This is a genomic window from Robbsia andropogonis, from assembly GCF_034047095.1.
GTDB lineage: Bacteria > Pseudomonadota > Gammaproteobacteria > Burkholderiales > Burkholderiaceae > Robbsia > Robbsia andropogonis.
The window spans coordinates 462658-475307 of the sequence record NZ_CP139170.1; the positions used below are offsets into that span (position 1 = coordinate 462658).

The following is a 12650-nucleotide window of genomic DNA, read 5'->3' on the forward strand; positions in this document are numbered from 1 at the left end:
TCGTAATAGTCGGCCAGATGGCCGAATTGCCGCGGGGCCATCATCACCGTAGAATCGCGTTGACCAGTCAGCCCCGTACTGCGTCCGTGGAGAAGTCATGTTTGGCATCACGCATTTTTCATTGTTCATCCTGTCGTGCATCGCGTTGTCGGTCACGCCCGGGCCGGATTCCGCTTTCATCGTCGCGCGTAGCATCAGCAGTGGTCCGCGGGCCGGCCTGGCCTCGGCATTGGGCATCATCACCGGTTGCTGTGTCCATTTGACGTTGACCGTCCTTGGTTTGGCCGCATTGCTGGCCGCATCGGTGCAAGCCTTCACGATCGTCAAATGGGTCGGGGCCGCTTATTTGATTTGGCTCGGTATTCGCATGTTGATGACGCGGCAAGCGGTACGTGGGCAATGGCGAGTATCCACCCCGGCAGGCGATGCGCCGCCGCACCTGCCCGGTCAGTCCGCTGTCCCGGTCCCGTCAGCCGGCGTACAAGGCAACGATGTCCCGGTGCAAATGCATCGCCTTTTCTGGCAAGGCTTCGTGACAAACCTGTTGAATCCCAAGGTCGTGTTATTTTTCGTCGCCTTTTTCCCTCAGTTCGTCGAGCCGACGCTTGGCGATAAGCGCCTCGCGTTCCTGGTGCTGGGGCTTGTCTTTATCGCGATATCACTGATTTGGAATACGGGACTCGCATTGGTTGCAGGACGACTCACGCGCCGCGTGGCGTCCAATCCCTACATCAAGCGCTGGATTGATCGTGCCGTCGGTAGCCTTTTCGTCGGCTTGGGTGTCCGGCTCGCATTGATCACGCGCTGAGCGCCCGTCACCTCGTTTCAGCCTCCCACCGAGGACCTCGCATACAAAATTTCCGCGACAGCGTTTCATACGCGTGTTGCGGCGTATTGCTCGGTAGCGTAAGGGATTGAAATTTTCTATTTCGCCCTTATCTAACAAAAACCTTACAATACAACGTCGGTCAACATGCCATATCTTCAGTGATGTGGCGGGTCGATCGACAGCGAGCGCCCGCGGGGCGCCTATTTCGGAGTCGAACAATGTTCAACTGGGTGAAGACTGCAGCGTTGATGGCGGGCATTACCGCGCTGTTTGTCGTAGTTGGCGGCGCGATTGGTGGTCATCGTGGCATGGTCATCGCGCTGGTGATTGCCTTGGGCATGAATTTCTTCTCTTACTGGTTTTCGGATTCCATGGTGTTGCGGATGTACAACGCCCAGGAAGTCGATGAATCCACGGCGCCAGAGTTCTACCGGATGGTTCAGGAACTGGCGCATCGCGCCCAATTGCCAATGCCGCGTGTGTATTTGATCAATGAAGATGCCCCGAATGCTTTTGCAACCGGGCGTGATCCCGAGCATGCCGCTGTCGCGGCCACCACCGGCATCCTTCGCGTGCTGTCCGAACGAGAAATGCGCGGCGTGATGGCGCATGAGTTGGCGCACGTCAAGCACCGGGACATCCTGATTTCAACGATTTCCGCGACGATGGCCGGTGCCATTTCGGCGCTGGCTAATTTCGCGATGTTCTTTGGTGGTCGCGACGAAGAAGGACGACCGACGAATCCGATCGCGTCGATTGCGGTGGCGATTCTCGCGCCGATCGCGGCATCGCTGATTCAGATGGCGATTTCACGCGCCCGGGAGTTCGAGGCCGATCGCGGTGGTGCGGAAATTTCGGGCGATCCAACCGCATTGGCATCGGCACTGGAGAAAATCCACGCCTATGCGAGCGGTGTGCCGTTCCCGACGGCCGAGGCACATCCGGCTACCGCACAGATGATGATCATGAATCCATTGTCCGGCAGTTCCGTCGCCAAGCTGTTCTCGACCCATCCGGCAACGGAGGAGCGCGTCGCCCGCCTGATGCATATGGCGCAGACGGGTCAATACCCGGGCTGAACGATACCGTCGGCCTGTTCGGCAATGCCTTGCAAATGCGTCGCGTCCCATGTTGGTACGCACCGTTTGTAATATTCGTGGGTAGTGCCTTATCGTGGGGGAAGGGCATGGTGGACGGTGACCGGAGTAGAATGCGCGGTTCCAGCATCACAGACTGTCGCTTCCGATGACCGAACGTTCCTCTGCCTCGCCAAGACCTGCACGTAAGACATTGGGTGCCCGGTCTGACCGGCCATCCAATCGTCGTGCTAATGCAGATCGCGGCGCGGGTGTCCGCTCGCCTAAGCCTGGCGGGAAAGGGCCCGCAGGCCCTGCCAGGCATAAAGGTGCATCCGGTGCGACGCACGGTGACGTTCCCTCGCGCGCGCCCTTATCGACGCCTCCAGTCGCACGGCAAATGCATGCGGAAGGTTTGCCGGTGGATTCCTTGGCGTTTGCACTCGATGTCGCGGCCAGCGCCGTTGGTGCTGTTCGTCAAGGCGCGTCACTGCCATCTGCCTTGCAGACGGCCTTCCAGGCCCGTGCCGCAATGACGGCGCACGCTAGTGTATCGGCGGATCATGCGTCCAGCGATTGGCGCGGTGCGTCGCAAGATATCGCCTATCGCGCCATTCGCGCATTGGGCTTGACCGATGCGCTGATCGCCGAAATGGTCGCAAAGCCCCCCGCGCCGCCGGTGCGGGACTTACTGGCGTGTGCGTTGACGTTACTTGTCGCGGCGGACGATGCGTCCATAGCCGTGGCCGGTGACCAATCAGTCGCTCCCGTCCATGCCACAACCGATGAACGTGACGCGGCATCCACCGTGCTTGCTACATCCGAGTCATCGTCATTCGCCTCTCTCGAGACGCCGCGGGCGCAGACCGCCGCGCCGTTCGGGCGAGCGGCGCCGTACGCTGCCCATACCGTGGTCGATCAGGCGGTCACTGCCGCGGCGGCGGCGGAAGATACGCGCTTTGCACGCGGTATGGTCAATGCCGTGTTGCGGACTTTTTTGCGAGAAGCCCCCGTTCTGCGCCAGCGTGTGGCGCAGCAGCGCGTTGCGCGTTGGAGCTATCCGGAATGGTGGATCGACGCGGTGCGGCGCGCTTGGCCGACGCAATGGCAAGCCATCCTGGAAGCGGGCAATAAACCCGCGCCGATGACCTTGCGTGTCAACACGCGCCAATCCAGTCCGGACGCGTACTTGGTCACGCTGAGTGAAGCCGGCATAGTCGCGTACCCCGCGGCGCCCTCGGGTGTAAGGCTTTCGCGTGCCGTGCCGGTGAATCGGCTGCCAGGATTCTCGCAGGGTGCCGTGTCGGTGCAGGACGCGGGCGCACAGCGCGCCGCATTGTTGTTGGATGTGCGTGACGGCATGCGCGTTCTCGATGCCTGTGCGGCACCGGGCGGCAAGACGGGCCATCTGCTGGAGCTGGCCGATATCGAGCTTGTGGCACTGGAGAGCGATGCGGGCCGCGTGCCACGGATCACTGAGAACTTGCAGCGGCTGGGCATGCACGCTGACATCCGCATTGGCGATGCCGCCCGCCTTGAGGATTGGTGGGATGGTCGTTCGTTCGACCGCGTTCTGGCCGATGTACCCTGCTCAGCTTCGGGGATCGTACGCCGACACCCGGACATCCGCTGGCTTCGCCGCCCGGCTGACATTGGCGTATTGGTGCAGACGCAGCGACGTATTCTTAACGCCTTGTGGCAGACTGTGGCGTCGGGCGGCGAATTGCTCTACGTCACATGCTCGATATTTCCGGAAGAAGGCGAGGAACAGGCGCGTTGGTTTGAAGGGGGCCGCCAAGATGCGGTACGATTGGATGCCCCAGGGCAATTGACGCCGGTTGTCGCGGCATCCGGGTCCGACGCGGATCATGACGGTTTTTTCTACGCGCGTTTTCGAAAACGGTGACTTTTTTCCGCGTTCTCCTTCGTCAAGCGCGGTGCGCTCGGCGCGCCTTCGCAGCACTGCTTGCCGTGCCGCTGCCCGCGCCGATCCGCGCCGTGGCGCCGTCGCATGCACGGCGCAAATGGCTCACGCGTGCCGTACCAGCGATGATGTTTGCATTCTGCTTCGTGTCGCTGGGCGTTGGTGTCATGACGCCCGCCTCGGCGCATGCCGGTACGATCGCGGTCCAACGGGCCTCATTGCAGGCTGATGCGGCGGGCGGCTGGAACCTGGACGCACGTTTCGATTTCACGTTGAACAATAGTTTGACGGATGCGGTCAGCAAGGGGATTCCGCTGTATTTCCGCACCGAGTTCACGTTGACACGTCCGCGATGGTATTGGTTCGACGATCAGGCGGTTACGGCCTCACAGACGGTACGTCTGTCCTTTCAACCGTTGACGCGCGAATATCGTGTTTCAACCACCGGTGACAGCTTGTATCTATCGCTACCAACGCTTGAACAGGCGTTGGCGGTGATCAAGCACGTGGTGGCCTGGAAGGTGATCGACAAGCACGATGTGGCACCGGGCGAGCACTACGTCGCGGCAGTCCGAATGGAGCTGGATATCTCGCAGATGCCAAAGCCGTTCCAGATCGATGCGGTCAACAATAGCGACTGGACCTTGTCTTCGGATTGGTCCCGCTTTGATTTCAGTACGGCCGATCATGAAAAGTAGCGTCGATCTGCGGACTCTGCTGGTTCGGGTGCTGGTCACGACGGTTGCGTTGACCGCTACGCTGCTGCTCGTGCTACTGGCACTCGCGAGCGCGAACACCGAATTCTTCGATCGATACTATTCGTGGCTCTACACGGCAAACGTCGCGGTCGCCTTCGTCTTCCTGGTGGTGACGGTGGCGCTGGTGTGCCTGATTGCCGTACGCTTGCGGCAGGGGAAATTCGGTACCCGCCTGCTGGCCAAAATCGCGATCTTTTTTGCACTGGTGGGTGTCCTGCCAGGTGGCATCATCTACCTTGTGTCATTGCAATTCGCGTCGCGCAGTATCGAGTCCTGGTTTGACGTCAATGTAGAGACCGCGCTCGATTCGGGACTGGCGCTGGGGCGCGGCATGCTGGACAACTCGCTGAGCGATCTGCAGGCAAAGGGTCGCACGATGGCGGACCAGTTGGCGGCTGCCGGCGAGTCGAACACGACGTTGACGCTGCTACGCCTGCGGGATCAATTCAATATTCAGCAGGCGCAGGTCATCTCACGCGCGGTGCCGATGTCCACGCCGATGTCGACGCAGCCCCTGTCCCTGCATTATGTGCAGCAACCCGCGCTGCGGATCTTGGCCGAGGCGAACCAGACGATCCAGCCGCCGCGCATTGATGAATTACCGAACCAGCAAATGCTGGCGGTGGTGAGCAGCGGCAAGGTTTACGCGGCCACCGAAGGCGACATCGATGCGGCCAGTGAAAAGGGCGTGCTGCGGATGCGCGTGTTGATGCGCATCCCGTATTATCAGCGCCAGACGCAGGGGGACGACCGATATCTGCAACTGATCCAGCCGGTTTCGCCTACCTTGGCACGTAATGCAGAAGCGGTCCAACGAGCGTATCGGGAATATCAGGAAAAGTCGTTGGGCCGTACCGGCTTGCGCAAAATGTATATCGGCACGCTGACGCTGGCGCTGTTCCTTGCCACCTTTATCGGCATCATGTTGGCGCTCGTGCTCGGCAATCAGTTGGCGCGCCCCTTGTTCCTGCTGGCGCGGGGTACAGAGGAAGTGGCGCGCGGCGACTACACACCGAAGCATGAGATCAAGTCCAACGACGAGCTGGGCTTTCTGACACAGATGTTCAATGCAATGACACGCCAGTTGTCGGAAGCGCAGGGGGCGGTCGAGGCGAATCGTCTCGCGCTGGAGGAGTCCAAAGCCTATCTGGAAAGCATCCTGGCGAACCTCACGGCCGGCGTATTCGTGTTTGATTGGCAGTTCCGTCTGACGACCGCCAACCCAGGCGCGGATCGTATTTTCCGCAAACCCTTCCAGGAGCAACTGGGCAAGACGCTGTTTGAGATCGAAGGTCTGGCAGACTTCGGCGTGATGGTACGCAAGGCGTTTGCTGATCGTGAGGCGGCGGATCGCGTGGCGATGGAGCGCGAGACCGGCAATGATGGCAATCACGATGGCAGCCGCAAGGACAAATACGGCGATAACCGCGACGGCGTCGAGATAGATGGCCATACCGCCACGGCGGAATTGGATGCGGACGGCGGCCAGCTTGGCGGTGATCACCTCGCCCAGGCCGCCGCGGCAGTCGCGGTGTCGATGGCGGCAGAGGATCGTCCGCGTGTGGGATTGGACCCGCGTGGTCCCGTTGGCCACTGGCAGCAGCAATTCGCCATTCCGGTGGCCGGGGAAACCGAGCCGTTGACGCTGCTGGTACGTGGTACGCGTCTGTTGAGCGCGTTGGGTAACGCCGCGACCGCCGGCTATGTGGTGGTGTTCGACGATATTTCGGACGTGATTTCGGCACAGCGTTCCGTGGCATGGGGTGAGGTCGCGCGGCGTCTTGCACATGAGATCAAGAATCCGTTGACGCCCATTCAACTGTCAGCCGAGCGTTTGCAGATGAAGCTGTCGCCCAAATTGGATCAGACGGATGCGGACGTTTTGAAGCGAGGTGCCACGACAATCGTCAATCAAGTGGCTGCGATGAAGCGCATGGTCGATGACTTCCGCGAATACGCACGTACCCCACCGGCTGTGTTGCAACCGCTTCAATTGAACGATCTCGTAGCCGAAGTCATGACGCTCTATGGCGTTGATGATGGCAAAGGCGCCATCACGGTTTCGCTGGAGCAGTTACCTGCAATTAAAGGCGACGCAACGCAGCTTCGGCAAGTGATTCATAATCTATTGCAGAATGCTCAGGACGCGGTGGCGGATGCCCCACGGCCGCAAGTCACAATTGAGACGCGCCCGGTAGAATATGGAGACGCGGATGAGCATGGCAACCGCAGAATGGCCGTCCGTCTTGCCGTATCGGACAACGGTCCCGGTTTCCCTGCGCGTATCCTGACGCGTGCCTTCGAGCCCTACGTGACAACGAAGGCAAAAGGCACGGGTCTTGGATTGGCGATGGTCAAGAAGATCGTCGATGAGCATGGTGGCCGTATCGATATTCGAAATCGTGGCCGCATGGGGCAAGAAGGCGTGGCTGGGGCGCAGGTGTCGATCCTGTTCCTGCAATTGGACGACGCGGCGTCTGAACCCAGGCAGCATGGCAGTGAGGATGGGCATGCATCGCAGGCGAAAGCAATTGCGCATACAAGGGTAGGGTAAATGGCAACCATTCTGGTAGTGGATGACGAAATGGGTATCCGGGAATTGCTCTCGGAAATTCTTGGCGACGAAGGTCATGCAGTAGACCAGGCCGAGAATGCTCAGCAAGCACGTTTGTATCGGCAAAAATCGACGCCGGACTTGGTGCTGCTGGACATCTGGATGCCCGATACGGATGGCGTGACGTTGCTGAAGGAATGGGCGGCGCAAGGGCAATTGACCATGCCGGTCATCATGATGTCCGGTCACGCGACGATTGATACGGCCGTGGAGGCGACGAAGATCGGTGCGCTGAACTTCCTCGAGAAGCCGATTGCATTGCAGAAGCTGCTGAAGGCGGTGGAACAGGGGCTTGCGCGGGGTGCCGCGCCGACTCCCGCGCCCGCTTCGCCTACGGCAGCCCCGACGACGGTGCCGTCCTTTGCACCAGCGTCGCCTGCATACGCGTCGGCATCGCCCGCGCCCGCTTCTGCATCGCTGGTCGGCAACGGAACGACTGGCTCGGGGCATGCGTTGGCGTCCGGTGCATCCGGGCAGACACCGGGCTTGGGTGGCACCTCGAGCGGGACGCCTCTGTTGCAGGGCGAGCCGCTGACGCCACAGCAGACTCGGCTCGCGGCCATGACGTTCGATATCCCGTTACGGGAGGCGCGCGACGCGTTTGAACGGGCCTATTTCGAATATCACCTGGCTCGTGAGAACGGCAGCATGACGCGCGTCGCCGAAAAGACCGGTCTGGAGCGAACACACTTGTACCGGAAGATGCGGCACTTGGGCGTGGACCTGTCACGGAACAAGGGCGGCGGTCAGGAGTGATGCGCGGAGCACGCAGGATTGCCTATGCCGCGACAAGCGCCGCATAGGCAATCCGGACGGCATTTTGCATGGAATTACTTGACGGTTACGGGTATTGCGCATATACTCTTTTCTCTCGTGGCCCGGTAGCTCAGTTGGTAGAGCAGCGGATTGAAAATCCGCGTGTCGATGGTTCGATTCCGTCCCAGGCCACCACGAAATTTCTGATGCTCTTTTCGAAGGGCGGATGGTAAAAAAGGCGACCCGAAAAGGTCGCCTTTTTTGTTTTCAGCAGGGCGTCGATGTCGATGTCGATGTCGATGTCGATGTCGATGTCGATGTCGATGTCGATGGCAGCAGCCGTCGCTGCGCCACCTCAAGACTTCGTTCCCGCCGCCACCATTTCCCGAATCCGCGCCATGAGTGCTTCGACCGTGAACGGCTTGGTCATCACTTGCATGCCGGGCTCCAGGTGACCATTGCCAATCACCGAGTTCTCCGCATAACCGGTGATGAACAATACCTGCAGATCAGGACGCGATTGACGCCCCGCGTCGGCCATCTGCCGGCCATTCATGCCACCAGGCAGGCCGACATCGCTGACCAGCAGATCGATACGGACGTTCGACTGCAAGATCTTCAGACCCGCCGCACTGTCCGCGGCTTCGATAACCGTATAGCCGAGGTCGTCGAGCACATCGGTGATCAGCATGCGAACGCTTGGTTCATCGTCGACGATCAACACGGTTTCTCCCGCCTCGGCCGTTTCGATCGGCTCCGTCGTGGGCGTCACCGTCTCATCAAGCACATCGCCATAAAAGCGTGGCAGATAGATGCAGACGGTCGTGCCTTGCCCTACTTCCGAATAAATCCGGACCTGTCCTCCGGACTGCTTCGCAAAGCCGTAGATCATCGACAAGCCGAGGCCGGTACCCTGGCCGATCGGCTTGGTGGTGAAGAACGGATCGAAGGCCTTCGCCATCACATCGGGCGTCATGCCGGTGCCGGTATCGGTCACGCACAGGGACAGGTACTGACCCTCCGGCATGTCATGCGTCTGCGCGGCATTGCGGTCGAGCCATTTGTTGGCGGTCTCCACGGTGATGCGGCCACCTTCCGGCATGGCGTCTCGCGCATTGATGCAGAGGTTCAGCAACGCATTTTCCAACTGCCCGGCGTCCACCAGCGCCGGCCACAATGCCGTGGCGCCCACCGCCTCGACAATGATGCCGGGACCCACGGTACGTTGGATCAGGTCGGTCATGCCATTGACCAGCGCGTTGACGTCGGTGGGCCGTGGATCGAGCGTCTGTCTGCGCGAGAAGGCCAGAAGACGATGCGTCAACGCCGCGGCGCGGCGGACCGCACCTTGCGCCGCGACCACGTATTTGTCGACATCCGCGAGGCGGCCCTGGCTTAATCGTATCGAGAGCATCTGCAATGAGCCCGAGATGCCCGCTAGTAGATTGTTGAAGTCGTGCGCAAGTCCGCCGGTCAGATGCCCGACCGCTTCCATCTTCTGCGACTGGCGAAGTTGTTCCTCTGCCCGCATCAGTTCCGCGGTGCGCTCCGCCACGCGTTGTTCAAGCGTTTCGTTCAGCGCACGAAGCGATGCCGACGCCCGATCGCGCTCTTCTTCCACCGCACGCCGTTGCCCGACGTCCAGCAACACGCCCGGAAAACTCAACGGCGTGCCATCCGGCCCGTGATCCACGCGCCCGTTCGCCTCGATCCAGTGATACTTTCCATCGCGACGCCGTACACGGTACTGATGGGCATAAGGGCCGCCGCGTCGGATGGCCGAATTGATGGCGTCGGCAAGGCCGGTCTGGTCATCGGGGTGTACGGATGCGACGATCTGCGCACGCCTCAGGCCGCTACGGCCGAGCGCCGGATCCAGACCGCAGGCCTCGGCAAATGCCTGGTCCACGGTGAAGCGGTCGTTCGGCAAATCCCATAACCAGGTGCCAATGATCGCGCCGGCCGACAGCGCCAATTGCACGCGCTCGATGTTTTCCCGTGCAATGGCCTCACTTGCCCGCAGCGCCGCTTCGCTTTGCTTGCGTGCGGTGATATCGCGAAATAGCACCGACACCTGCTTGTCGCTTTCCGGTTCCACCCGGACCGCCGAGACTTCGATATGTCGTCCCGCTGTCTTGAAATATCGCTCGAAGCGGATCGGCGTGCCGGTACGCAGGACGCCGCCATAAAGTGCAAGCCATTGATCGGCGTCGACCGGGTCGATTTCGCGTAGCGTCTTGCCCAGCACATTGGCAATGCCGGTGTGCCTTTCATAGCCTGAGTTCGCCTGCACGTGCCGGTAGTCGCTCAGTGGGCCATGCGGTCCATCGAAGAATTCGATGATGCAGAAGCCTTCGTCAATCGAGTCGAACAAGGCCCGATAACGCGCCTCCGCGAGATCGAGCGCTTGCGTGGCGGTATGTTCGGTCGTTCGGTCACGCAGCACCTTGACGTAACCGTGATGCTGCCCGGTGTCATCACGTAGCGGCGAAATCTCGCCGCTCGCCCAGAAGCGCGTACCGCCACGCCGCTCGTGCCAGCGCTCGTCCTTGCCGCTGTCCTGGGCAAGGGCCGCACGCATTTCTCGTTCAGGCGTGCCTGCCGCGCGATCCTCTTTCGTGAAGATCATCGCAAGCGGCTTGCCGATCATCTCGGCGCTGGTCCATCCGAAAACGGACGTCGCACCGGCACTCCAATCCGTGATGGCGCCGGAAAGATCGGTCACGATAATCGCGTAGTCGCTGGCACTGTCGACGATCGCGCGATGACGTGCGCGTTCCGCCGCGGCGCTCACCAACGCGCGGTCCCCGGATGTCTCGGTCCGTGTGTCCGGCGTGTCGCGCTGCCCGGCGAGGCGTGCCGTCTCAATATCGAATGCGTCTGTCATTTATTAGAATAGGTAATGGGTACAGCGCGCGAACGACGAAAAGCGCCACCTATCCTAGTGTACTGGGAAACGTATGGCCCACGCTGGTCAAGGCAGCAGGCATCCGATGATCGATGCCGGGTGGACGTCGCCTCGTTGCAAACGCGCCTCCAATGGGCGCCACAGCAAGCCGATCAGTTTTGTCAGCCGCGCGCTGGTCGACCATCGCGCCGCGAAGAGAGCCACCGGCGCACGGTCCGGTGCGTCCGGTGCCATGCATATCGCCGCCGCCGGACCTCCCGGCGCATCGCAAAGCCACGAACAGACGCGGTCCGGCTCCCAGCCGCGCGAATGCGTCTCGTAAAAAGCGTCGAGTTCCGCCGGCATCAACGCCAAGCGATAGGGCAGGACCGCTGCGTCGGTGGAGGCGATCCCGCGCCCGTGGTCCGAGTGGTGCGTGCGAAACAGGCAAGCGGCCTGGTTTTCCGCCGCCGTCGCGCCGTCATGCCGGCCAAATCGGTCGGTGTTACCCTCTGCGATGCCGTCTCGCATCACTCGTTGGGCGGCGGCGTGGCACGTAAAGTACGCCGGTGCGTGACTGAAGCCCTGGAGCAACGTCGGCAACCCCGTGCCATTGGAGAGTGACGCCATATCGGCGGTACCGTCGCGATGCAGCGCACCGTCGAACATGGCCCACCATCGGCGCACGAAAGCGCTATTCGCAGGGGCTGCCAGAAACCAGTTCTCCAGCATCGGAAACGCCGCATCCTGTGTGCGTTCGCGATTGAAATAACCGATCAGGTCTGGTCGATGCCGCGCGGCAAGCGTATCGATGAAATGGAGAGGCGCGTGCATCAACGTGCTGGCATCCAGCCATACGCCGCCATGCGTTGCCAACACGGCGAGCCGCACCCAGTCGGACTGTACCTGCGGCGGCCAGTGGCGAAATCCCTCCGGTAATGCAGGCAGTTCGTCCGGCAATGTATCCGGATGCAGTATGGTGATGCGCTTATCGGGATGGTGATGACGCCAACTTCGCAAGCACGCCTGGACCACGAGCGGCAACGACGCGTCATGCCAATAGGTCCAGAACAGCGGGGGAATGGGGGCCGTGTCTCGCGGGGGGCTGTCGTCGTGTTCCGATGACCACAGCAGCAACGGTACGGTAAGCGGGGCGCGGGTATCCGTCGCGCATGTCGTTGTCGCCCGAGGCGCGCCGCGCACGTTAGCCATGGTCCGACGGCGGCGTCTCCACCGCGTGCACCACAGTCAGGCTGCCGTCACGATAGACAAGCCACTCATGCGCCGGCGCGAAGAATTCCGCGCGTTGATTCGGCTGCAACGATTGCGCCAGGTCCAGCAGGCAGGTGGGATCGTAATACCGCAGTAAGGAAATGGAACCATCAGGCAGCGCGACGTCGAGACGTGATGTCAGGTCTTCTTTCAGGTCGGCGAATTCGCGTGCACTGATCAGCCAGACCAGGCCGATCGCGGTTTCACCGAGTTTTTGCAGCAGCGCGATATTCGGCGCCGATGCCTGATCGATTTTCAGCAGCCAGGGTCCGGCATCGGCAATTGCCGTGTCAACTGTCTGATCGAACAACGCCACGCTACCTGCATCGTGCACCGGCACGCTGCCCGTGACTTCCTGCACGCTCGCGCCGGCGACCAGCGCATAGAGCCGGAAAGTCCTTGGGTCGCGGGAGTACAGAGCGAAAAGGCGCTGATTGATCGCGTCTAGCATGGTTCGTTTTCCTGAGCGGGCAAGGCGACGTCCCGGCGAGATCCACAATTAATCCAATGTAGCATAGTGAGATAACGCAGCCT

The 12650-nt window shown here is 61.1% G+C and carries 9 protein-coding genes and 1 tRNA gene; 7 read left to right on the top strand and 3 right to left on the bottom strand.

Annotated elements, in window-relative coordinates; all coding sequences use genetic code 11:
* The first annotated feature begins 97 nt into the window (after window positions 1–97).
* The 7 genes from SJQ66_RS15655 (at window position 98) to SJQ66_RS15685 (ending at window position 8152) form a co-directional block, all read left to right on the top strand.
* The gene (locus tag SJQ66_RS15655; RefSeq protein ID WP_024903470.1) at window positions 98–808 is read left to right on the top strand and encodes a LysE family translocator; all 711 of its coding nucleotides are present in this window, start codon (window positions 98–100) and stop codon (window positions 806–808) included.
* Between the two features lie 239 nt (window positions 809–1047).
* A complete protein-coding gene (htpX, locus tag SJQ66_RS15660) occupies window positions 1048–1908 on the top strand; it encodes a zinc metalloprotease HtpX (protein ID WP_320534988.1) in 861 nt (286 codons plus the stop codon).
* 397 nt (window positions 1909–2305) lie between these two features.
* Window positions 2306–3811: a 16S rRNA (cytosine(967)-C(5))-methyltransferase RsmB gene (gene rsmB, locus SJQ66_RS15665; protein WP_024903468.1), complete on the top strand. Its 1506-nt coding sequence runs from the start codon at window positions 2306–2308 to the stop codon at window positions 3809–3811.
* A gap of 143 nt (window positions 3812–3954) precedes the next feature.
* Entirely contained in the window at window positions 3955–4527 is a 573-nt protein-coding gene (locus SJQ66_RS15670) for a DUF4390 domain-containing protein (RefSeq protein ID WP_036009765.1), read from the top strand.
* Window positions 4517–7141, top strand: coding sequence for a sensor histidine kinase (locus SJQ66_RS15675; protein WP_320534989.1), 2625 nt, complete (start codon window positions 4517–4519; stop codon window positions 7139–7141). The genes SJQ66_RS15670 and SJQ66_RS15675 overlap by 11 nt, the downstream gene beginning before the upstream one ends.
* On the top strand, window positions 7142–7957 hold the full coding sequence (locus SJQ66_RS15680; RefSeq protein WP_320534990.1) for a response regulator: 816 nt from the start codon (window positions 7142–7144) through the stop codon (window positions 7955–7957). It begins immediately after the preceding gene.
* 119 nt (window positions 7958–8076) lie between these two features.
* A tRNA-Phe gene (locus tag SJQ66_RS15685) sits at window positions 8077–8152 on the top strand.
* A gap of 160 nt (window positions 8153–8312) precedes the next feature.
* Here the strand turns inward: SJQ66_RS15685 and SJQ66_RS15690 are convergent.
* From SJQ66_RS15690 to SJQ66_RS15700, 3 genes are all read right to left on the bottom strand, one after another.
* Window positions 8313–10844 (bottom strand): PAS domain S-box protein, encoded by a 2532-nt coding sequence (locus SJQ66_RS15690; protein WP_024903464.1) that lies wholly within the window; start codon window positions 10842–10844, stop codon window positions 8313–8315.
* An 87-nt stretch (window positions 10845–10931) separates the two neighbouring features.
* Window positions 10932–12056 carry a glycosyltransferase family 32 protein gene (locus SJQ66_RS15695; protein ID WP_024903463.1) on the bottom strand — a complete coding sequence of 375 codons (1125 nt, stop codon included), beginning with the start codon at window positions 12054–12056 and terminating at the stop codon, window positions 10932–10934.
* Window positions 12049–12567, bottom strand: coding sequence for a DUF4123 domain-containing protein (locus SJQ66_RS15700; RefSeq protein ID WP_024903462.1), 519 nt, complete (start codon window positions 12565–12567; stop codon window positions 12049–12051). The genes SJQ66_RS15695 and SJQ66_RS15700 overlap by 8 nt, the downstream gene beginning before the upstream one ends.
* Window positions 12568–12650 lie beyond the last annotated feature (83 nt).